The following is a 21,417-nucleotide window of genomic DNA, read 5'->3' on the forward strand; positions in this document are numbered from 1 at the left end:
ATCTCAGAGATAATACACAGCCCGACTGTTCTGATATTGTTTTTAATCCAGATACACCCTAACAATTGACTATTGGATTTGCGCACTGACTGTGCCATCACTCAATCCAATTTCAATCTTATCACCTGTTTTCACATCTTTCACACTTTTGACAATTTTTCCTTCGTTGTCAGTAATGACAGAAAAACCACGCGCTTTTATTTTAGAAATGTCCAGTAGAAGTAAAGACTGATAAAGACGTTCTGTCAGGTTTTTCTTGTGTTCAATAATTTTTGTATAAGCTGGCACTAATTTTGTAGCTGACAGTTCATAGCGATGTTGACTCGTCGCTAATTTATTTTCTGTCAGTACTGACAAACGCTCTGTCAGACGATCTAGTTTCTGTAAATGACCATCGTAAAGCCTTTCCGGCTGTCTGAACACCACAGAATTTGACAATTTATCGACTTGCTCTCTTTTGAGATTAATCAGTGTTGACAGACGATTGGTCAGTCTATTTTGCTGTTCTGCTGTCCAGTTTAAAAGGTCAATTTTAGTATTTGGCGTAGCGAGTTCCGCTGCTGCCGTGGGAGTCGCAGCTCTACTATCCGCAGCAAAATCCGCCAAAGTCACATCCGTTTCATGCCCAACAGAAGAGATGATTGGAATACGTGATTCAAAAATAGCACGTACTACAATTTCTTCATTAAATCCCCAGAGGTCTTCAATGGAGCCACCACCCCGCCCAATAATCATCACATCGAAATCTGTACGTGAAGAAGCTCGTCTAATATTTGTTGCGATTTCCTCTGCTGAACCTTCACCTTGTACTTTTGTTGGATAAAGCACAATCTCACTCATTGGAAAACGGCGCTGGACAGTCGTAATAATATCGCGAATAACCGCGCCTGATGGACTTGTTACAACAGCTATTTTATGAGAAAATTGTGGCAAATTTTGTTTCCATTTTGAATCAAATAACCCTTCAAGCGTTAGTTTTTTCTTCAATTGTTCAAATTTAATCGCAAGTGCGCCTATGCCATCAGGTACTAAACTCTCGATATTAATAGAGTAGGAACCATTTGCAGGATAAATCGAAATTCGCCCCACAACAAGCACCTTCATGCCTTCTTCAAGCTTAAAGTCTAGTTTTCTAAATTGCCCTGCCCACATGGTCGCCTGAATGACCGCACCTTCATCTTTCAACGCAAAATACTGGTGATTCGGTCTTTGCCTAAAATTTGAAATCTCGCCTGTCAAGTAGACACGCTCCAAATATGGGTCGCGGTCGAATTTAGCTTTGAGATATTTTGTTAAAGTAGATACAGATAAATATTCAGTCAAGATAAAGCCCCTCAGGATAAAGTCTATCCGAAATCTTAGATAAAATGCTCACTGTGAGCACTATGATAATATAAACTATAGGTAAAACTCCAGCAGAAAAATAATAAAAGTATAAAAATGCTATACCAAAAATAGCTCCCCCAATTAAAAGTTTAACCACTAAACCAAGTTTGATTTTCGCTTTTGGAGCGACAAAAGTACCCCAGACCCCAAGCACGACAATCGGTACAAAGATACCTGTCAATAAATTAAGTGGAAAATTAAATTTCAATCCAAACCAGACAAATATAACTAAACTTACCATTTCGCACAAAAACCGAATAGCATTGATGATGTAAAATAAATTTTTCATATTACCTGATTTCAGAAAGTCAGCATTAGTATACTATTTTTTTCATTAGTTAACTTTGCTCGTTCACATAGTTGGTAAAGTCCAAACCACTGCTAGCCCAAACCAAATTACCAATAATACATAACCCGCAACATAAATTGCTTTATGAGCAAAATCGCTACTTGAAAAACGCTCTTTTGTGTAATACACCCAAGCAACAAGTACAGCTAAGGGGGCGATAAACCATAAAATTGTTTCTAATGTCATTTTAATTTTCTCTCTGCTGCTCTCAATGTCTGTTCCATTAGCATCGTAATCGTCATGGGTCCTACTCCACCAGGAACCGGTGTAATCAAGCTCACAATATCTTTGACTTGCTCAAAATCGACATCGCCATGTAATTTTCCATTCTCATCCCGATTCATTCCAACATCAATGACAACTGCGCCTTCTTTAACGTCATTCCTACCTATGAAACGATCTTGACCAATGGCAACTACTAGAATATCCGCTTGCCTTGTGAGTTCTGATAAGTTTTTTGTCCTAGAATGTGCGATTGTTACAGTCGCATCTGCCATCATAAGAAGTTGAGCCATAGGCTTTCCAACGATATTTGAACGTCCAACTACAACCGCTTGCTTACCAGATAACTCAACATGATACTCTCGAAACATCTCCATAATCCCAGCTGGAGTTGATGGAATCATCAAAGGATTTCCTGACCAAAGTCGCCCCATGTTCATTGGATGAAAACCATCTACATCCTTTTCAGGAGTAATCGCAAGTAGGACTTTTTCTTCTGAAATATGTGCAGGTAGAGGAAGTTGAACTAAAATACCGTGCCAAGTATTATCATTATTTAACGTTTCAATCAAATTTAATAATTCAATTTCTTCTATTTCCTCAGGCAACCGAAGCACACTGGACTTCATACCTATCGCTGTTGCTTGACGTTCTTTATTTCTTACATAGATTTGGCTTGCAGGATTTTCCCCAACTAAAATCACGATTAATCCTGGAATAATTCCAGAAGCTTTTAATTTTTCAACTCTAACTTTCAACTCTGCTTGCATTTTTGCAGCGAGCGCTTTTCCATCTATCAATTTCATATTATTCATTATATCATAAGCTGAGTTGCTTCTCCTTTATCCTTTTATAATATTTCTTACTTTAAATTTGATTGTTCGTAAATTTAATTGAGTCTATTTGATAAATGCTAAATAAAGTCAGGGCTTATTCAGTGGGAGTTTCGTAGAACATTTGTCCATTTTCTCTAGTCGTCGATATCTTCGCTGCGCTACGCTGTTCATTCGCTCTATCTCCGCTTTGCTACGCTGCCGATTTCACTAAGCCACTAAAGTGGCAAGTTCAAATCGCAAGAGACTAGATGAAACAACTAGCATATCCGTTGCTGCTTTAGCGTAAACGGCTATCCTATAAAGTCGCAAGGCGAAGTGGTCTTGTCCCTGAAGTCTAAGCGCTAGGGCAGTCGGACGAAATTCAAAGATTGCCATTCCGACTAGGTGCTTTGCCTTTTGCTCTTACTGCTTTAGCAGTTAAGCAAACGGACAGCCTAGCAAAGCGGAGATAGCACGCACTTGCTTTGATAAAATATAAAATCATATAGACTTGACTTTTATCATTTACAAGTGTAAACTTTAATTATAAATAAATCTTCGATCTAACGAGTTAATAGTGTAAAAGGAGGAATAAAATGTTAGAAAAACACCATTCACACTTGGAACATGAAGAGCATATATCCATGTCCAGTTCACACCAAGTTCAGCCTGAGCATCACGATATAATCCATATGAATCAGCCACATGACATGGATATGATGAATCATGGTGGACACATGATGCATATGGGAAATATGTCTTTAAAATTAAAAGTTGCAATTATCCTTATGATTCCACTACTCCTTATCTCTCCAATTGCTGGCTTTACAATCTTGAAATTCTCTGGAAGTGAGATAGTACAGCTCATTCTTGGGACGGCAATCTTTTCTTACTCTGGTACTCCTTTTTTCAGCGGTGCAAAAGGTGAGCTTAAAAGTCATAAGCCTGCTATGATGATGCTCATCACAATGGGTATCACTGTTGCTTACGCCTATTCCGTTTATGCTACAATCATCAGTCTAACCGGTGGAATGGCAATGAATTTTTGGTTTGAGCTTTCCACTTTGATTGTTATCATGCTCATTGGACATTTGATTGAGATGAAAGCAGTCATGGGAGCGGGTGATGCATTAAAAGACCTTGCTAGCCTTATTCCCAAAAAAGCCCATCTAAAAAGCGGAAAAGATATAGATATTTCTGAGCTACAAGTCGGCGATACACTTTTAGTCAAAGAAAATGAGAAAATCCCTGCTGATGGTTTGATTTTAGATTCTGCAAATGTTGATGAATCAATGATTACGGGTGAAAGTCGTGCAGTAAATAAAAAGCCTAATGACCCTATCTATGGTGGTTCACTCAATCAAAATATCCCATTTGAAATGACTGTCACAACAATCGGAAAAGATAGCTTCCTCAATCAAGTTGCTGAACTTGTAAAAAATGCCCAATCGCAAAAATCTAATCTTGAAAATATGGCAGACAAAGTAGCTGGTTATCTTTTCTATGCTGCCTTGAGTGTTGGGATTATTTCATTTGTTTTTTGGGCGATGACTTCTAGTTTCAGTTTTGCTTTGCTTCTTGCAGTTTCCGTCTTTGTTATTGCTTGTCCCCATGCTCTCGGACTTGCAGTTCCACTTGTAGTATCGCGTTTGACAAGTATTTCTGCCAAAAATGGTTTATTAATTCAAAATCGTACTTCCCTTGAACAAATCAGTAGTATTAAATATGCATTGATGGATAAAACAGGAACTTTGACTGATGGTCAGTTCAGAGTAAGAAAGATTGTTGATTTTACTGGAAATACAGATATTTTACAACTAATGGCTACTTTAGAACAAAGTTCCACTCATCCGATTGCCTTATCTATCGTGAAATCTGCTAAAGATTTGCCACTGCTTCCGGCTGAAAATGTTCAAAATATACCTGGAGTTGGTCTATCCGGACAAATTTTGAGTAAAAGTTATGAGATTGTCAATCTTAAATACCTGCGTAAACAACAGCTTAAGTTTGATGACACACGCGTCATTGAATCTCTAAATCTTGGTTTAACCCTTTCTTTCTTGATTGACGAAGAAAAAAATGTCCTCGGTTTTATCGCTTTAGGAGATTCACCTAAAAATGATGCTAAAGCTTTTATTGCAGGGCTTCTTGCGCAGGGGATTATACCCGTGATGCTGACTGGTGATAATCAAGCTACTGCTGAAAAAGTTGCCAGAAACCTAAATATTCCAGAATTTCGTGCCGAATTAAATCCCGAAGATAAAGCAAACTTAGTGAAAGAATATCAAAAGAAAGGCGGTGTCCTTTTCATTGGTGACGGTGTCAATGATTCTCCTGCTCTTGCTACTGCAGACATTGGTTTTGCAATTGGAGCTGGAACCTCTGTCGCAATTGCTACAGCCGATGTTGTGCTCGTCAACTCTAATCCTAGTGATGTTTTAGATATGATTAATATTTCTAAGAAAATGCTCAGAAAAATGAAACAAAATCTTTGGTTTGGAGCTGGCTACAATATCATAGCTATTCCAATTGCTGCCGGGATTATCTACCCATTTACGGGACTCTACATTGATCCTTTGATTGCAGCCGTATTGATGTCTGCTTCGACCGTCATCGTTTCTATCAATGCTATGGGTTTAAAATATGATAAAAAAACGACTGACAGATGATAAAATTTTCTGTCAGTACACTTATGAATCAAAAAAAACTCTGTCAGTATACTGACAGAATTTTTTATTACTAATAAAACGGTATTTTCAATAGAAATAACCTAAATCACTAGCAACAGTTGGATAAGCTGATATCATTTTATCAAATTCTAACAAATTAATTTTCTGTTGAATCAAAATCATCAATAAATTAATGACCTCGTCAGCAACTGAACTTACTGTCACAGCCCCAACAATTTCGTTCGCATCATTGACAGCCACTTTCATTTTCGCCACAGGGTCATTTATTCGTTTATAAGTGTACCATGATGACAAATCAAACGACTTCAACTTAATACCTTCGCCTTCTAATTGCCCAACTTGCGCAAGTTTAGTAGCACCAAAAATAACTGCTGGAATCACAGGATAGTCGATAGGCTGTCTGTCAGTACTGACCAAATTTTCTCCAAGATAACGCCCTTCAAAATCCGAAACAGGAGTAAAATGGCCTTGCTTTTTTGAAATGACATCGCCAAGTGCATAGATTTGTGGGTGACTTGTTTGTAGATATTCATCAACAAATACTCCCGATTGATCCGCCCCAACACCTACTGCTTCAAGATTAAGTAAATCAACATTTGCTACCCGTCCCACTCCAGCAATGACAAGGTCTGTCAGTAACTGATGACCATTTTTGTCAGTAATGACAAAGCCGTCAATACTTTTCTCAACTTTGCTGATGTTGATATTTTCTTTAAAAACAATTCCTTCAGCCTTGAGTTGATTGAGAAAAACTTCTCCGATTTCTTTGTCAAAATGACCGATTTCCAAATCCCCTGATGCAATAACAGTCACTTCCGCTCCTGTCGCGTGAGCAATTTGGGCAAGTTCTAGAGAAACTGACCCTGCACCAATAAATGTTACTTTTCGAGGCATTTCCTCAAGTGCCAGAAAATCATTGCTTGTTTTCAGAAATTCCTTACCAACAATATCTAATTGACGAGGTCGAGTTCCTGTCGCGATAATATAATTTCTAGCTTTATAAACTTTATCTGCCACTTGTATTTCGCCAGTAGTGGTGAAACTTGCCGTGCCATAGAGCGTAGTAATCCCTGATTTTTGCAAACCAGCGAGCGTTTTTTCTTCAAGTGGGTCTGTAATTGCAAGTTTTCTCCCTCGAATGCCTTTCCAATCTAAGCTCAACTCCCCTGTAATACCTTGATTTTTTAGATTTTCAACCCGAGCTTTTGCTTCAACAACCGCCATCATCACTTTTGTAGGGTCACATCCATAATTGGGGCAAGTTCCACCCCATTTATCATTTTCAATGATTGCAACTTTCCTTTTACCATTGTTAAGAGAATAAGCCAATCCAAGTCCACCAGGCCCAGCTCCAATAATAATATAATCAAACATCCTTTCGCTCCTCCATTTTCAATTTTATTCTTTTATTAACAAATTAACATCTCTTGCTCATTTTACTTTTTTTATGCTTATTTTAAAAATATTCTGCTTGCAGTAATATTTATTCTCAAATAAAAAAACAGCGGTGTTGCCCGCTGAATTTTCTATCCTTCATTTTTTAATTGTTCTAACTCATATTCACGGACTCTTTCTGTCGCCACTTTAATTTCTACCTGTCTGATTTCTCTTGGTAAGAATTTTCTAATCTCATCTTCATTATAACCAACTTGAAGTCTTTTATCATCAACAATCAATGGACGGCGCAACAATGTGCGATTTTCATCCATAACCTCAATTAAATCATTAAGCATAATATTTTCAAAATCAATATTCAGGCGATGGTAAGCTCTACTTCTCTTAGAAATAATGTCCTCCGTTCCCCCTTCTGTTAGAGATAGAATCTCCAGAAAATCCTCTTTGCTAATTGTATCTGTTAATAAATTTACTTCCTGATACTCCATGCGATGACTTTCTAGCCATTCTTTTGCTTTTTTACATGAACTACATGCTACTACAGTATAAATTTTTATCATAAGAACTACCTCATTTACTTTTCATTATTTTCTCATTCGTTCTTAATTATATTCTAACATAAATATAAGATTTGTAAATACTTTTATTAGATAAAAATTAGCATTTAATCTAAAAATAATCTATAAGAAAAAAGACTGAAACTATTCAGTCTTTTTAACTTAGCAAGTGCGTGCTATCTCCACCCTTTGGGCTACGCTGTCCATTTGCTCTATCTCCGTTTCACTGCGCTGTCGATTCTCGCTACGGCACGAACGTGCCTAGTCGAAGTCGCAAATCGCTACGTGCTCTGCACGCCGTTCTACGAACGGTCTACGCAACTTCGTTGCTCCGCTGTCCGTTTGATTGCCATTTGGCGTTGGCACTTTAGTGCCTTACAGCCAATGGTCATGCGAAGCTAACTGCTAAAGCAGTAAGAGCAAAAGGCAAAGCGATAAGGCGAAGTAGCAAGCTCTGCTTTTGTTCTACTGCCCTACGACCTTAGCGCTTTAGCGATTGCGATTTGAGCTTGTTGCTTTAGCAACTTAGCGAAATCGACAGCGGAGCAAAGCGAGATAGACTTCAGGGACAGGGTGACCTCATATCTTTGATGTGAGGTTGTGCCCTAACATTGGTGGGGGAAAAAAATCCCCCACCAATGAAATAATCACTTCAATTTATTTTTGCACATAAAACTTTTAAATATTAGTCAACCAATAATGTAACGAGCCCTCTCTATTACTTATATACCCGATGAATGCGATCAGAGAGTAAGCATAAGACTTCATAATTAATTGTTTTCCGCCATGCAGCAATGTCTTGTGCTGTGATTTCATTATCACCATCACGTCCAATCAGCGTAACAGGAGTCCCAATAGAATAACTCTTATCCAATTTAATCATCATTTGATCCATTGAAACTCGACCTACTATCTCACAGAATTTACCATCAACTAAGACATGGAATCCTTGCATATCACGTGTCCAACCATCAGCGTAACCTATCGACACTGTACCAATCCAAGTATTTTCAGTTGCACGGTAGGTTGCACCATAACCTAAAGTATCACCAGCATGAATCTCTTTGATATGTGTGAGTTCAGATTTCAAAGAAAAAGCAGCTTCCAACTCAAACGGAAGTTCTAAAGTTGTACCACTCGGGTTTAGTCCATACATCGAAACACCTAAACGCTCAATATCTTGTACCTGATTTGTATGCCACAACGCTGAGGCTGTATTAGTCGAATGAACATAATGAGGGCGTCTTGATAGATTTGAAACAATCTTATCAAATTTCATTTTTTGTTCATTAAATTTTGTATCGTCTGCTTCGTCTGCTGTTGCAAAATGCGTAAACACCCCATCAAATTGAATATGATATTTATCCGCCAACGCTATCATATCATTCGCTTCTTTAGCATCTCGAACACCAATTCTACCCATTCCTGAGTCAACCGCAATATGAAGTTTTAGAGTCGAAAAATCAGCTTTTTCTTTCACAATTAATTGTAGCCACTCTAGGCTCGGAGCAGTCAGAGTAATATTCAAGCTCGCTGCAATATCAACATTATCTGGAACAATACCTGACAACACCAAAATTGGCTTAGTGATTAAATGATTCCGAAGCTCAATTGCTTCATCTAAATTTGAAACACAAAAACCATCAACTAAATCATGAATTGCTTGTGAAACAGGAATTGAACCGTGACCATAGGCATTAGCTTTAACTACTCCCCATATTTCTGGATGAGTCCCTATATGTTTCCGAAACTTTTTGATATTATTTTGAATCGCCGCTAAGTCAATCACTGCTGGTGTATGACGATGTGGTGAAGATTTCATAAAATTACCTACTTTCACGCTGTCACATCTATACTAAATTTACCGTAGCTAACTAAACTATTGTGGAAAATGCCAATGATTCATGGTTCCTCACACCTATCCTGATACAAAAAATGTACCAGAACACGCTATACTCGGTGCATCGTTCTACGAATGGTCTATGTTCGTTACACACCACAGGTATCCATTCGCTCTAAAGCTGCTAAAGCCATAAGAGAAAAAGGCGCGCTAATTCAGAACGACTAATAAAATGGACAGGTCCATTTTAAAATTATCTAGTATAAAAAATCTTAACTTTTTAGTAAATTGTTATTATTTTACAACTGCTTTTTGAGCATCATATTATAAAAGTAATCTTCTATAGACTTACTAATTCCTTCGTCTTGTTGCTCTAGCACATATTCTTCCAAAGAATATAAGTGAAAGTGACGATTTTCGCCACTTTACTCATTTTTTTCTAAAACTACAAAAGCAACAGCCTCTAGACTACTGTGAGAAATGGATAAATGAACTTCTCCACTAAAAGGATGTTTGGAAAAATAAGGTTTCCCAAGTTCATCATTTTGAATCTCCAAATCATGCATTCCGAGTTGTTTGCTAATTCCTGTACCGTATGCTTTTGAGTAGGCCTCTTTAGCTGCCCACCTTCCTGCAAGAAACTCTGTCTTACGATTTGTGGAATTAAAACTTTTAAATTTCTCTAATTCTGATGCTGTCAAAACTTGTTCTACAAAACGCTCTGAATGTTCTAGGGCTTTCTGAATTCTGGTTAACTCGACATTATCTACGCCATTCCCAAAAATCATATCAATACCCCTTCTTACAACAATTTATTTCTAATCTATCGAATCTATTCAGAGACTCTACTTTTTCGCAAATTTGACTCATTTAGCTAATTCGTAGATAGCCTCAGCATAAATTGCGGCAGCCTTGAAGATGTTTTCTACTGGTTTAAATTCATTGGCTTGGTGCATTGTATCCTGTTCTCCTTCAAACATTGCGCCATATGCAACACCACGTTCAAGGAGTCGTCCAAATGTTCCTCCACCGATAATTGTTTCGTACCCTTTAAGTCCTGTATGTTTTTCATAAACATCAATCAAAGTTGATACAAGTGGGTCTGACATTGGAACATAGTGAGGTGTGTGCAAATGTTTAGACAACTCAACTTCTACGACACCATCAAGTTTTTGCAGAATTTCTTGCATACGTTCTGGACTATTGCCCTGTGGGAAGCGGAAGTTCAAAGCAATTTTTCCTTCTGTTGCTTCGTCAAATGACCAAACGCCAGCATTCATTGATGTGTTACCCATAAGGTCATCAACATAAGCAATGCCAAGTTTTTCACCTTCATGGTCTTCAAGTAATTTTTCACTACCTACTTTGATAAATGCTGCAGCACCGTCAGCAAAGTCAAATTGGTTCAAGAATAATGTAAGGTAGGTTGCACCATTAACCCCTTTTTCTGGCATCGCACCGTGAGCGGACTTCCCATAGATTGTAATGGTTGCTTTTCCATCCTCTTCATTCAAATCAAAGCGAAGGTTTTTATCTGCATGTTCAGCAACAAATTTTTCAAGAGCTGCTTGAAGATTTTTTGCTCCCGAAATAACTGCTGTTGCAGATTCTGGTACCATATTTTCAGCAAGTCCTGCCTTAAAGCTGTGAAGAACAACTGAACCTGCATTTTTTCCTGCAAAATGAAGATATTCTGTGATATTTCCCTTTTCACCGTTGATGATTGGAAATTCTGCATCTGGTGAGAAGCCAAAATCAGGCAATGGTAATTCACAGTGTTCAAAGTAATAATCCATATCTGCCCAACCTGTTTCTTCATTGGTTCCGACAATAAAACGGATTTTTTTGGATAATGAAACATTCAGCTCTTTTAAAATATTAAGCGCATAATAGCAAGCAACCGTTGGTCCTTTGTCATCTGAAGCGCCACGCGCATAAAGATTTCCCTCACGAATTTCTGGTTCAAAGGGGTCTGAATCCCAGCCAGAACCTGCGGGAACAACGTCTAAGTGACCAATGATGCCGAGAGTTTCATCCCCCTCACCGTATTCAAAATGTCCTACATAGTTGTCATAGTTTTTTGTTTTATAACCATCGCGCTCAGCGATTTCAAGAAAAGCATCAAGCGCTTTACGTGGTCCAGGACCAAATGGATTTTCCGCATCTGCATGTTCCATATCCATTGCAGAATTAATGCGCAAAAGGCTAAATAAATCTGCCATCAATGCATCTTTACGTTTTTCAACTTCAGCTGTAAAATCAATCGTTGTCATATTTTCTCCTTGGAATTAATATATTTTAAATTATACCAAAAAATCAGACTTTCGTCTGACTTTCTTGTATCTTGTTTAACTAACAACACTGTTACCAATAAAGTCAAGACTTATTCAGTGGGAGTTTCATAAAACATTTGTCCATTTTCTCTAGTCGCTATCTTCGTTGCGATACGCTGTCCGTTTGATTGCCATTTAGCGTTGGCACTATTCTTTTAACTTTAGGAGGACAAAAGTTCATCGGCACTTTAGCGCCTTACAGCCAATGCCTTTTGCTCTTGCTGCTTTAGCAACTAAACTGGCAAGACGAAATGTAAGAGCAAAAGTCAATGCGACTGATAAAAGGGCAACTCACCACTGAATTTAGCCGCACTTACTTCGATAAAGTTAGACTATCTTAGCTTAAAGTTCAAACTGGCGAACATCAGAATATTCAGGCTTACTATCAAACTCTTTTAAGGCAAATGGGCATAACGGATAGAGTTTTCTTCCCTCACGTCGTGCCTTTTCAACCCCTTTTTCCACAAGCTTTCCAGCTAAACCTTGTCCTCTGTAATCAGAATCAACTAAAGTATGGTTCACAATGAAATAAGAATCACGATCTAACCAAGTCATTTCTCCGATTTCTTTTGTTCCATCCAATAGAACAAATCGATGTTTTTCCTCTTTAAATTCCATCTTAGTCATCCTTTCTGATAAATTTTAGTGCACCACTTGGGCAGGTGTTTATAATTTCTGCATTACGCTGAGCTGTTTCATTATCCGCAATAATCCAAGGTCTTCGTCCTACCTCATAGACATCCGCCGAGCCTCTGACACAGAATCCTGCATGCTGACAGACTGACTGATTATAAAAAATATCAATATCTTCTCCTGAATATTTTTTATATCCTCCTGCAATCAATTCTTCCTCTGTTACTTTTTGGTTCTTCAAAAGAGTTCCATCCATAGATTACACCTCCTTCTTCACATTTTAGACTAATTTGGTGAACTTTGCAATGCACATTTATCAACAAAAGTTATTTCCCCAAAATCTCAAACATTTTGATCTGCGGTCCAGCAAGAGGAATTGCTGACAAATCTGTCAGCCACATTTTATCTGCTGACAGAAAATTTTCTGCGACTTCAAATTTTTCTTCAGGTACTGCTTTCATTATTGCAATATGCCATTTCTGATGAGAAAAAATATGCGTAAAATTTCCGATATATTCTGTTTTGGAAATCGTTTCTGGTAAGTCTGGAAGTTTACTGACAGCTCCATCAGTAATGACTTGCCCAAATTCATTTTCTGTCAGTACTGACAAAGGAAATGTCCACATATCAGCAAGCAGACCCGTCGCAGGGCGCTTTTCTAAATAATACTCTCCTAAAGAATTTTGCAATGCAACGGCTACAAAGTACAAATCTTTTTGCTTCAGCTTTTTTGTTTTCACTGGAAAATTTAAAGGAGTGCCGTGTGCATAGGCTTCACAATAAATTCTAATCGGGCACACTTCACATTTCGCAACTTTAGGCGTGCAAACTTTTGAGCCCAAATCCATCAACGCTTGATTAAAATCACCTGGTCTGTCAGCACTGATTAATTTTCGTAAATGCTGATCAAAAATTTTCCGCGAACCACTTTTAGAAATATCATCTGTCAGCTCAAAAAGACGACTTGTTACTCGCATCAAATTACCATCAATTGCAGGTTCTGCCAAGCTAAACGAAATAGAAGCAATCGCAGCTGCTGTGTATGGTCCAACGCCTTTCAATGACAGAATATCTGTCAGTACTGATGGAAATATTCCCTCAAGCTCTGTCATAATCTGCTGTGCTGCCAGCTTTAGATTTCTCGCCCTTGAATAATATCCTAAGCCCTCCCAGAGCTTCAATAACTCTGCATCATCAGCTACTGCAAGAGTGGCTACATCTGGATATTTTTTCATAAAACGTTCATAATAAGGCATCACAGTTTCTACTTGTGTTTGTTGTGACATTATCTCAGAAATCCAGATATTATAAGGATTTGTCGTTTCTCGCCAAGGTAATGGCTTTTTATTTTCATCATACCAAGCTAACAAATTCTCATTAAACTTTTTTATATTTTTTTCTGACAGATTCATAAAGTTAATTATAACAAATCTTTTAATAAAAAATCAGCTTTCCAAGCTGATTTTCATTTTCGTCTTGCCAACTTTGCTGGATTGCGATTTGAACTTCGACTTTATAGGATAGCCGTTGGCGCTTCAGCGCTTACGGATATGCTAGTTGTTTCACCTAGTCGGTTGCCACTGCGACTAGGTGCTTTGCCTTTTGCTCTTGCAAGCTTTGCTTGCTAAGCAAACGGACAGCGGAGCAACGAAGTTGCGTAGACCGTTCGCAGAACGGTGTGCGAAGCACGTAGCATCGTAGCGAACCATTTCGCCTTGCTGCTTTAGCTGTGTTTAGAGCGAATGGATACCCGTGGTGCATCGACAGCGTAACCCGAAAGGGTGGAGAATAGCACATAATTACTTCAATAAATCTTGACTTCATTGGTTGCTAATAGGAGTTTCAGTATCTTTCATGCTATTTGCCAAAGTGCTCTTTACTCGCTCTGCAACTTCATAAGGTACGCCAGCTTCTGCTACTTCCTGTACTGTTGCTTCTTCAATTGCCTTTAAATTTTTAAAATTCATTAACAATTTCTGTTTACGTTTTGGACCAAGTCCTGCAATTCCGTCTAATCTACTAGAAAAAGTATTTTTACCACGGAGTTGTCTATGAAAAGTTATCGCAAAGCGGTGAACTTCATCTTGAATTCGAGTCAAAAGGAAAAACTCCTGCGATTGTCGAGATAAAGGAACTACCATAAGTGGATCTCCAAAAAGCAATTCACTTGTTTGGTGCTTGTCATTTTTCTGCATCCCAGCAACAGGAATTTGCTCCAAGCCCAACTCTCGTAAAACTTGTTTAGCAATATTAACTTGACCGCTCCCTCCATCCATCGCAATTAAATCAGGAAGTTCTGTTCCTTCACGCAAAGCACGACTATATCTACGTGTCATCACTTCTCGCATAGAAGCATAGTCGTCTGCACCGACCACTGTTTTAATCTTATACTTTCGATAATCCTTCTTAGAGGGCTTTCCATCAATAAATACCACCATTGCGGAAACAGGCGAAGTCCCATAATATTGGAATTATCAAAACTTTCGATTCTTCTAGGCTTCGGAATACCAAGAATTTTTCCTAGATTTTCTACCGCACCAGTTGTTTTCAAAATATCACGCTCAGCAACATCAAATTTCAATTGTAATTGTGTTTGTGCATTTTTTGTGGCCATATTGACCAGCTGTTTCTTCTCGCCCCGACTTGGCTGGATAATTTTTGCAGCAACTACTGCCTCAACTGATTCCTTATCAATATTTTTAGGAATAAAAACTTCTTTTGGTAGCATATGGTTATTTTCTTGGTAAAACTGACCAATATAAGTTAGAAAATCTTCTTCGGCATCATTGTAATATGGAAACATATTAACATCGCGCTGAATGAGTTTACCCTGTCTGACAAAAAAGACTTGCACACACATCCACCCTTTATCTACATAGTAGCCAAAGACATCGCGGTCTTTAAGGTCATGATTCATCACACGTTGCTTCGTTCTCAATGTTCCAATTGACTTGATAACATCTCGATATTCAGCGGCTTGCTCAAACTCCATTTTACCCGATGCAGTGAGCATTTTCTCTTCAAGTTCATTTATAATTTTCTTGTCATCGCCCGTCAAAAATTCTTTGACTTCCTGTGTCATATCCTTATACACTTGTGGATTCACATGATTTACTACAGGACAAAGACATTGATGAATATGAAAATAAAAACATACTTTTTTCTCATTTAATCCGCATTTTCGAAATGGAAAAATTCTGTCTAGCAAACGTTTAACTTCATTTGCCGCCTTAACATCCGGATAAGGTCCAAAATAAGTTGCACCATCCTTCTGCACTCGTCGTACAACAATTAACCGAGGATATTTTTCATTAGTGATTTTCAAAAAAGGATAGTACTTGTCATCCTTAAGCATAATATTATACTTAGGTTTATAACGTTGTATAAGATTGATTTCAAGCACTAGTGATTCAATATTGGAGCCAACTACAATCCACTCTAAATCTTCAATCTCAGAAACTAATAATTCTGTCTTTGTATTATGTGAGCCATGAAAATACGACCGTACTCTATTTTTAAGATTTTTAGCCTTACCAACATAAATGACCGTTCCATTTTTATCTTTATGTAAATAACAACCTGGACTATCAGGCAATAGTTCCAATTTTGCTTTTATCGTTTGATTCATAGAATCTATTATATCAAATTTGTCCAGTTTAGCGATACAAAAAAAGACGCTCTCGCGTCTTCTTGAGGATATTTTTAAACTTTTTATTACAAATCGTTAATATCGAAGTCTTCGCCGAGGAAGTCAGCAAGTGAGAAGCCTTCTTGTGTTTCTGGCAATTCATATGAAGGTTTAGCCGCTTTACGTGGTGCGCGTGGTTTGCGTTCACGTTTTTCACCGTCATTGTCGTTATTACGAGCTGGACGAGCTGGTGCTTCTTCAAGTGCTTTGATAGAAAGTGAGATACGTTCTTCTTCAGGTTTCACGTCAAGAACTTTTACGTTCACAACTTGACCAACTTTAAGAACGTCTTTTGGATTTTCAACGCGTTCCCAAGAAATTTGTGAAACGTGAACAAGTCCTTCAACACCTGGATAAAGTTCAACGAATGCACCGAAATCAGTCAAGCGTTTAACAGTACCTTCAACAGTTGAACCAACTGGAGCTTTTTCTTCAACTTGTTCCCATGGTCCAGGTTGAGTAGCTTTAAGTGAAAGTGAAAGACGACCAGCTTCTGGATCAAGTTTCAAAATTTTAACGTTAACAACATCACCAGGTTTAACTGCATCTGATGGGCGTTTGATACGGCTATGGCTCAATTCAGAAACGTGAACCAATCCATCAATACCACCAAGGTCAACAAAGGCACCAAAGTTAGTTACGCGTGAAACGGTACCTTCAACGATATCACCTTCTTGAAGTTGTGCAAAAGCTTCTTTACGAGCTTCGATTGCTTCAGCTTCAACTACAGCACGACGGCTAAGGATGAAACGGTTTTCTGAAGCGTTAACTTCGATGATTTTAGCTTCAATTTCTTCGCCGACAAATTTCTTAGTGTCTTTTACAAAGTAAGTGTCAATCATAGATGCAGGGATAAATCCACGTACACCGTTATAATCTACTGAAAGTCCGCCTTTAACGTCTTTAGTAACTTTAACTGTTACAATTTCGCCTTCTTTGCCTTCCAATTGAGTCCAAGCTTTACGAGCTTCAAGACGTTTCAATGAAAGGAGATATACGTTTGCACCCTCTGCTTCTTTACCAACGATTTGTTTAATTACGAGTAAGTCAAGAACATCACCAGGTTTAACGAATGTATTGATATCAGCATCGCGGTCGTTAGTGATTTCGCGAAGTGTAAGGACACCTTCGACACCAGTTCCTACGATAGCAACAGTTGCTTGCCCGTTTTCAACTGTAAGGATTTCGCCCTTAACGACGTCGCGTACTTTAACGTCTCCAACGCTGTTTAATAGTGTTTCAAATTCGTTCATTTGTAAAAAAAATTCCTCCAACAATTTGGCTGGCACACAGCCTTATGAAGTATTATAACATAAAAAATCGCATAGGGAAAGCATTTTCCTTATTTTATTGTAAATTTTATTATAATAAGTATATTATGATTTTTCTCCTATTGAAAATAGGGCAAAAATCTACAATTCTTTGCGATAACATACGTTATCTTTTAATTCTTCTTCGCTTAATATTGTTTGCGAAAATAATAGTCTATCTCTGGTTTGGTCACTTGGATCATGTGAACCAGAATAGTCAATCTCACCTGTCTTGGTTCTCACTGGAATAACCACTCCCTTGGGATAAAAATAGAGCTGAGCAGTGTTGCGATGGGAGTTTTCAGATTGCGTTTTCAAATAAGGGATATCTTCCACCGTTCGACCACCAAAACTTAAGAAATATCGCCTTTCTTTTACAAGAAGTATTCCCCCATCTACCGTCAATCCAGAGAGCGTTTTTTTCGCATCATTTTTCCAAACCCCTTGTAAAGCTGAATAATTACCATTTTCTAATTGTTTGTATTCTAATTCTCGAATCTCATCATCTGTGTAATCAACTCTATGGATGAGAGGATTATGAGAAGAACTTTCTACTTTTTTGGTTTGTTTATTATTTACAACAACTCCTAAAACGCTCGGAATCATCACTATTAGTCCTATCATTAAAATGATTTTTACTATTATTTTCATTATTTACTTTCCTTTAACATTAGAAATAAATTATAAAATAATTATAACATCATCATTTTTGATTTCCTAATAAAATCTTTTAGAGTTTTTATCAAAACAAGTGCTATCTCCGCTTAGCGAGGATGGTAAGCCTTGAATTTAGTCTCGACTTCATTAAAGCGTCAAAAAATCCGAAGCCTTTAGAACTTCGGATTTTATTCTTTTGATTTATTGGTATTGCATTACTTTACTGTCTTTGTAGGCAAAATCAATCATAGCCCCACCGAGACACTCTGCTCCATCGTAAAATACAACGGCTTGACCAGGAGTGATTGCGCGTACTGGTCCATCAAATTCAACAGTAACTTTATCACCGTTAACGTGAATAGTCACACCTGTATCTGCTTGGCGATAGCGGAATTTTGCTGTGCAGTGAATATCAAATTTTTCTGGCATTTCATGTGTGAAACTGAGGTTACTTGCTTCTAAACTTGTTGAATAAAGGTGTTCGTGATGAAAGCCTTGTCCAACATAGAGAGTATTTGTTGAGAGATCTTTTCCGACAACAAACCATGGGTCAGAAGTTAATTGGCCGTGTTGTCCACCAATCCCCAAGCCACCACGTTGCCCAATAGTATAATACATCAAGCCTGCGTGCGTTCCCATTTCAACACCGTCAAGTGTCATCATTTTTCCGCTTGTCGCTGGGAGGTAATTGGTCAAAAATTCTTTGAAGTTTTTTTCACCAATAAAGCAAATCCCTGTGGAGTCTTTCTTTTTAGCTGTTGCAAGTCCTGCTTTTTCTGCTATTTTGCGAACTTCAGGCTTTTCTAAATGTCCCAAGGGAAACATTGTTTTTTTAAGTTGTTCTTGTGAAAGTTGACTTAAAAAATAGGTTTGGTCTTTATTATTATCCGCTCCTCTGAGCATATGAACCGTGCCGTCTTCGTCTGTGTGAACTTGCGCGTAGTGCCCCGTCGCTACATAATCGGCGCCAAGGTCCATCGCATAATCAAGGAAAGCTTTAAACTTGATTTCTTTGTTGCACATGACATCTGGATTTGGCGTGCGCCCTGCACGATATTCGGCAAGGAAATATTCGAAAACACGGTCCCAATATTCTTTTTCAAAATTGACAGAATAGTAGGGAATTCCGATTTGGTCGGCCACTGCTGCTACATCTTTGTAGTCCTCTGTTGCCGTACAAACACCATTCTCATCGGTATCGTCCCAATTTTTCATGAAGACTCCGATGACATCATAGCCTTGTTCTTTGAGAAGCAGTGCTGTGACTGAGCTGTCCACGCCGCCTGACATTCCGACGACGACACGAGTTTTACTGTTATCCATTAAATTTCACCATCTCTTTCTATTTTGATTTTACAAAATATCAGTTGAAGGCTGACTTTTGTGGTAACTTTCAGTTGAAGGCTGAAGTTAATAGGTAACTGATTAATTATAATTGATTTTAGGAAAATTGTAAATATGTTCACTTCAAAAATTATTCTTTAAGTGAGTGGATAGGGAACGTCAATCTGTTCAAAGTCTAGCCATTGAAGTGATTACTTCATTGGTGGGTTCCCACCAATGTTAAATAGAACGAAAGCAGAGCTTGCTACTTCGACTAGGCACGTTCGTGCCGTAGCGAGGATGGACAGCGTAGCCCAAAAGGGCGAAGATAGCACACACTTGCTAAGTTAAACCAATTGACTCTACGCTCCTTTGAGTTAGGGTATGGTATAATAATTTTATGATTGAACATACTGAAAATCCTTTAATTTTTAATACTGCTATTGGCGCCAAAAAGCGGGTTGAGACAATTTTACCTCCGACAAATTATTGCCCTTTTTGCGACGTAGAGCAGCTTACTGATATTTTACGAATAGATCACAACAAAATTTGGTTGAAAAATAAATTTCCGACGATTGAGAAGGCTTTGATGACTGTGATTATCGAATCTGATAAACATTTAGGAGATGTTTCGACTTACTCTTTAAGTGAAAATCGGGAAGTTTTTCGTTTCGCTTTTGAGTGTTGGGATGAAATGATTAAATCTGGCGATTTCCGCTCTGTATTGATGTTCAAGAATTTTGGTCCACATTCTGGTGGGACTTTGCGGCATCCGCATTTACAGGTGGTTGGATTGCATGAGTTAGATGGCTATGAACAAATCTCTCCTGAACATTTTGAAGGGATTGAGATAAAGAAAAATGGGTTGGCTGTGACCTTGTCTACTCGTCCTGTCATGGGCTTTGTTGAGTTTAATGTCATCATTTCAGAACTTGAGAATGTTGAAAAACTTGCGGATAGCGTGCATGAAATCACAAGTTATTTGATGACGGACTATATGGATGGTCGATGTGATTCTTATAATCTATTTTTCCATCATTTTAACGGAAAGTATATTTGTAAAATCGTTCCTCGCTTTATTACTTCTCCCTATTTTATCGGTTATAAGATTGCTCAGGTCAATAAATTAGAAAAACTTGAAGAAATCGCTGATGAAATTAAAATAAGATTGAAATAGGAGATTGACAGTTCTGTCAGTAACTGACAGGATTTTTTACTGGCTTAATTGATTATTGACTTACAAGTGATGTGAATATTTCTTATCAATCATAAAAAAAATACTGACAGAAATCTGTCAGTATTTTTTCAATTTTATCCCTCTATTCTATCGTAATTTTAGAAATAATCTGAGCTGCTTTTTCATCAAAAGTAGTTGGAATTTCTAACGTCTGAGTGGTAGCAAGTAATTTTTTCGATTCACTCTTAACCCACGCAGCGTCATTCAAATACCGCGGGTCTTGATAGTGATTGGGATTTTTGTAAAAGTTAATAGAGCCGTCATGGTTGGAGCTGTAAGTGACAATTGTCGTGCCGGCCATCGTACCATCGGAGCTATAAGATAGAGTGACCGTAGTTTCAGGTTGAGTAATCGAGCCAGGATAGGAAAAGACAGCATGGTTTGATCCATTTTTAATGACAGTAATCGAAACTGGCTGGAAACTCTGATGATAATAAGCAAGCAAAGTCTCCGTGACTCTTGCATACTCAATTTGAGAAGTAGAATATCCAGCAAAAAGTGTTAAGCCACTAGAAGTTGTCTCGTTTTGTTGGTTGGTACTTTCTGGTACTTTAGTTTTTGTTTGAGATGAGCTTTTTTGTTGGCTACTTTGAGCTGATGCAGAGTTTTTCTCTTCTGAATGGTTGGAGTTTTTTGTACACGATATAAGTGAGAATACGGCTATTGTTGTCAATATTGTTAGGAGTAATTTTTTCATGTTTTTATTTTATCATAATAATATGAGAAGCATTCAGCAAAATAAAGGGTTCTGGATACTTTTTCACTTTAGCAAATATTGAAACCTAAAATGGATTTTCCTCTGAAATTCCAAGTTGGAGTCGGTCAAGTGGTTCGCCAAACATACCTGCCCAACCATCAAAGCCAGCTATAGATGTACCATCATCACAACAAACGTTTAGCCAACCAGTTCTGGCTGTAGTTTGAGAGCGGTAATAGCTTTGAGAGTAATGAGATGGAATGAAGTCAAGACTTATTCAGTGGG

General features: G+C 38.0%; 18 protein-coding genes and 2 pseudogenes. 2 read left to right on the forward strand and 18 right to left on the reverse strand.

Annotated elements, in window-relative coordinates; all coding sequences use genetic code 11:
* Nucleotides 1-69: 69 nt before the first annotated feature.
* From xseA to FLP15_RS10635, 4 genes are all read right to left on the reverse strand, one after another.
* Nucleotides 70-1,323, reverse strand: coding sequence for an exodeoxyribonuclease VII large subunit (xseA, locus tag FLP15_RS10620; protein ID WP_142767093.1), 1,254 nt, complete (start codon nucleotides 1,321-1,323; stop codon nucleotides 70-72).
* Entirely contained in the window at nucleotides 1,316-1,675 is a 360-nt protein-coding gene (locus tag FLP15_RS10625; RefSeq protein WP_142767094.1) for a YrdB family protein, read from the reverse strand. Before FLP15_RS10625 ends, xseA begins: the two co-directional genes overlap by 8 nt.
* A 63-nt stretch (nucleotides 1,676-1,738) precedes the next feature.
* A complete protein-coding gene (locus FLP15_RS10630) occupies nucleotides 1,739-1,921 on the reverse strand; it encodes a hypothetical protein (RefSeq protein ID WP_142767095.1) in 183 nt (60 codons plus the stop codon).
* Nucleotides 1,918-2,763 (reverse strand): bifunctional methylenetetrahydrofolate dehydrogenase/methenyltetrahydrofolate cyclohydrolase, encoded by an 846-nt coding sequence (locus FLP15_RS10635; protein ID WP_142767096.1) that lies wholly within the window; start codon nucleotides 2,761-2,763, stop codon nucleotides 1,918-1,920. The genes FLP15_RS10630 and FLP15_RS10635 overlap by 4 nt, the downstream gene beginning before the upstream one ends.
* Before the next feature lie 605 nt (nucleotides 2,764-3,368).
* Between FLP15_RS10635 and FLP15_RS10640 the strand changes: the two genes are divergently transcribed.
* Nucleotides 3,369-5,441 (forward strand): copper-translocating P-type ATPase, encoded by a 2,073-nt coding sequence (locus FLP15_RS10640; RefSeq protein ID WP_142767097.1) that lies wholly within the window; start codon nucleotides 3,369-3,371, stop codon nucleotides 5,439-5,441.
* A gap of 87 nt (nucleotides 5,442-5,528) precedes the next feature.
* Here FLP15_RS10640 and FLP15_RS10645 read toward each other — a convergent pair whose 3' ends face one another.
* From FLP15_RS10645 to mnmA, 12 genes and pseudogenes are all read right to left on the reverse strand, one after another.
* A complete protein-coding gene (locus FLP15_RS10645; RefSeq protein WP_142767098.1) occupies nucleotides 5,529-6,836 on the reverse strand; it encodes a dihydrolipoyl dehydrogenase family protein in 1,308 nt (435 codons plus the stop codon).
* Nucleotides 6,837-6,988: 152 nt separating this feature from the next.
* A complete protein-coding gene (locus FLP15_RS10650) occupies nucleotides 6,989-7,417 on the reverse strand; it encodes a Spx/MgsR family RNA polymerase-binding regulatory protein (protein WP_142767099.1) in 429 nt (142 codons plus the stop codon).
* 715 nt (nucleotides 7,418-8,132) lie between these two features.
* Nucleotides 8,133-9,236, reverse strand: coding sequence for an alanine racemase (gene alr, locus FLP15_RS10655; protein ID WP_142767100.1), 1,104 nt, complete (start codon nucleotides 9,234-9,236; stop codon nucleotides 8,133-8,135).
* A 443-nt stretch (nucleotides 9,237-9,679) separates the two neighbouring features.
* Nucleotides 9,680-10,042 (reverse strand): holo-ACP synthase, encoded by a 363-nt coding sequence (acpS, locus tag FLP15_RS10660; protein WP_142767101.1) that lies wholly within the window; start codon nucleotides 10,040-10,042, stop codon nucleotides 9,680-9,682.
* A 78-nt stretch (nucleotides 10,043-10,120) separates the two neighbouring features.
* Nucleotides 10,121-11,527 carry a dipeptidase PepV gene (pepV, locus tag FLP15_RS10665; RefSeq protein WP_142767102.1) on the reverse strand — a complete coding sequence of 469 codons (1,407 nt, stop codon included), beginning with the start codon at nucleotides 11,525-11,527 and terminating at the stop codon, nucleotides 10,121-10,123.
* A 402-nt stretch (nucleotides 11,528-11,929) separates the two neighbouring features.
* Nucleotides 11,930-12,205 (reverse strand): GNAT family N-acetyltransferase, encoded by a 276-nt coding sequence (locus FLP15_RS10670; protein ID WP_142767103.1) that lies wholly within the window; start codon nucleotides 12,203-12,205, stop codon nucleotides 11,930-11,932.
* A 1-nt stretch (nucleotide 12,206) separates the two neighbouring features.
* Complete coding sequence (locus FLP15_RS10675) at nucleotides 12,207-12,476, reverse strand: (4Fe-4S)-binding protein (protein WP_142767104.1); 270 nt, start codon at nucleotides 12,474-12,476, stop codon at nucleotides 12,207-12,209.
* A gap of 70 nt (nucleotides 12,477-12,546) precedes the next feature.
* Complete coding sequence (gene mutY / locus FLP15_RS10680) at nucleotides 12,547-13,632, reverse strand: A/G-specific adenine glycosylase (RefSeq protein ID WP_142767105.1); 1,086 nt, start codon at nucleotides 13,630-13,632, stop codon at nucleotides 12,547-12,549.
* A gap of 408 nt (nucleotides 13,633-14,040) precedes the next feature.
* Nucleotides 14,041-15,848 (reverse strand): annotated as a pseudogene (gene uvrC / locus FLP15_RS10685) (excinuclease ABC subunit UvrC).
* An 86-nt stretch (nucleotides 15,849-15,934) separates the two neighbouring features.
* Nucleotides 15,935-17,161 (reverse strand): 30S ribosomal protein S1, encoded by a 1,227-nt coding sequence (gene rpsA / locus FLP15_RS10690; RefSeq protein ID WP_142767106.1) that lies wholly within the window; start codon nucleotides 17,159-17,161, stop codon nucleotides 15,935-15,937.
* A gap of 159 nt (nucleotides 17,162-17,320) precedes the next feature.
* Entirely contained in the window at nucleotides 17,321-17,869 is a 549-nt protein-coding gene (locus FLP15_RS10695; RefSeq protein WP_142767107.1) for a hypothetical protein, read from the reverse strand.
* A 207-nt stretch (nucleotides 17,870-18,076) separates the two neighbouring features.
* Nucleotides 18,077-19,198, reverse strand: a complete 1,122-nt coding sequence (gene mnmA, locus FLP15_RS10700) for a tRNA 2-thiouridine(34) synthase MnmA (protein ID WP_142767108.1) — start codon at nucleotides 19,196-19,198, stop codon at nucleotides 18,077-18,079.
* Between the two features lie 400 nt (nucleotides 19,199-19,598).
* Here mnmA and FLP15_RS10705 point away from each other — a divergent pair, with 400 nt between their 5' ends.
* Complete coding sequence (locus FLP15_RS10705; RefSeq protein ID WP_142767109.1) at nucleotides 19,599-20,375, forward strand: DUF4931 domain-containing protein; 777 nt, start codon at nucleotides 19,599-19,601, stop codon at nucleotides 20,373-20,375.
* Nucleotides 20,376-20,517: 142 nt separating this feature from the next.
* On the opposite strand, the gene FLP15_RS13310 is transcribed toward FLP15_RS10705, so the two are convergent.
* Nucleotides 20,518-21,132, reverse strand: coding sequence for a hypothetical protein (locus tag FLP15_RS13310; RefSeq protein ID WP_223804639.1), 615 nt, complete (start codon nucleotides 21,130-21,132; stop codon nucleotides 20,518-20,520).
* 85 nt (nucleotides 21,133-21,217) lie between these two features.
* Nucleotides 21,218-21,382 (reverse strand): annotated as a pseudogene (locus tag FLP15_RS13315) (peptidoglycan amidohydrolase family protein); the annotation flags it as partial.
* Between the last annotated feature and the right edge of the window lie 35 nt (nucleotides 21,383-21,417).

The organism is Lactococcus protaetiae, assembly GCF_006965445.1.
Taxonomy (GTDB): Bacteria; Bacillota; Bacilli; order Lactobacillales; family Streptococcaceae; genus Lactococcus; species Lactococcus protaetiae.

Excerpts from the sequence above, each read along its gene's own strand:
- FLP15_RS10630 (WP_142767095.1), bottom strand. The coding sequence starts at position 1,921 with ATGACATTAGAAACAATTTTATGGTTTATCGCCCCCTTAGCTGTACTT.
- mnmA (WP_142767108.1), bottom strand. The coding sequence starts at position 19,198 with ATGGATAACAGTAAAACTCGTGTCGTCGTCGGAATGTCAGGCGGCGTG.
- FLP15_RS13310 (WP_223804639.1), bottom strand. The coding sequence starts at position 21,132 with ATGAAAAAATTACTCCTAACAATATTGACAACAATAGCCGTATTCTCA.
- pepV (WP_142767102.1), bottom strand. The coding sequence starts at position 11,527 with ATGACAACGATTGATTTTACAGCTGAAGTTGAAAAACGTAAAGATGCA.
- FLP15_RS10670 (WP_142767103.1), bottom strand. The coding sequence starts at position 12,205 with ATGGAATTTAAAGAGGAAAAACATCGATTTGTTCTATTGGATGGAACA.
- acpS (WP_142767101.1), bottom strand. The coding sequence starts at position 10,042 with ATGATTTTTGGGAATGGCGTAGATAATGTCGAGTTAACCAGAATTCAG.
- FLP15_RS10640 (WP_142767097.1), top strand. The coding sequence starts at position 3,369 with ATGTTAGAAAAACACCATTCACACTTGGAACATGAAGAGCATATATCC.
- alr (WP_142767100.1), bottom strand. The coding sequence starts at position 9,236 with ATGAAATCTTCACCACATCGTCATACACCAGCAGTGATTGACTTAGCG.
- FLP15_RS10635 (WP_142767096.1), bottom strand. The coding sequence starts at position 2,763 with ATGAAATTGATAGATGGAAAAGCGCTCGCTGCAAAAATGCAAGCAGAG.
- FLP15_RS10650 (WP_142767099.1), bottom strand. The coding sequence starts at position 7,417 with ATGATAAAAATTTATACTGTAGTAGCATGTAGTTCATGTAAAAAAGCA.
- FLP15_RS10675 (WP_142767104.1), bottom strand. The coding sequence starts at position 12,476 with ATGGATGGAACTCTTTTGAAGAACCAAAAAGTAACAGAGGAAGAATTG.
- FLP15_RS10695 (WP_142767107.1), bottom strand. The coding sequence starts at position 17,869 with ATGAAAATAATAGTAAAAATCATTTTAATGATAGGACTAATAGTGATG.
- FLP15_RS10645 (WP_142767098.1), bottom strand. The coding sequence starts at position 6,836 with ATGTTTGATTATATTATTATTGGAGCTGGGCCTGGTGGACTTGGATTG.
- FLP15_RS10625 (WP_142767094.1), bottom strand. The coding sequence starts at position 1,675 with ATGAAAAATTTATTTTACATCATCAATGCTATTCGGTTTTTGTGCGAA.
- rpsA (WP_142767106.1), bottom strand. The coding sequence starts at position 17,161 with ATGAACGAATTTGAAACACTATTAAACAGCGTTGGAGACGTTAAAGTA.
- FLP15_RS10705 (WP_142767109.1), top strand. The coding sequence starts at position 19,599 with ATGATTGAACATACTGAAAATCCTTTAATTTTTAATACTGCTATTGGC.
- mutY (WP_142767105.1), bottom strand. The coding sequence starts at position 13,632 with ATGAATCTGTCAGAAAAAAATATAAAAAAGTTTAATGAGAATTTGTTA.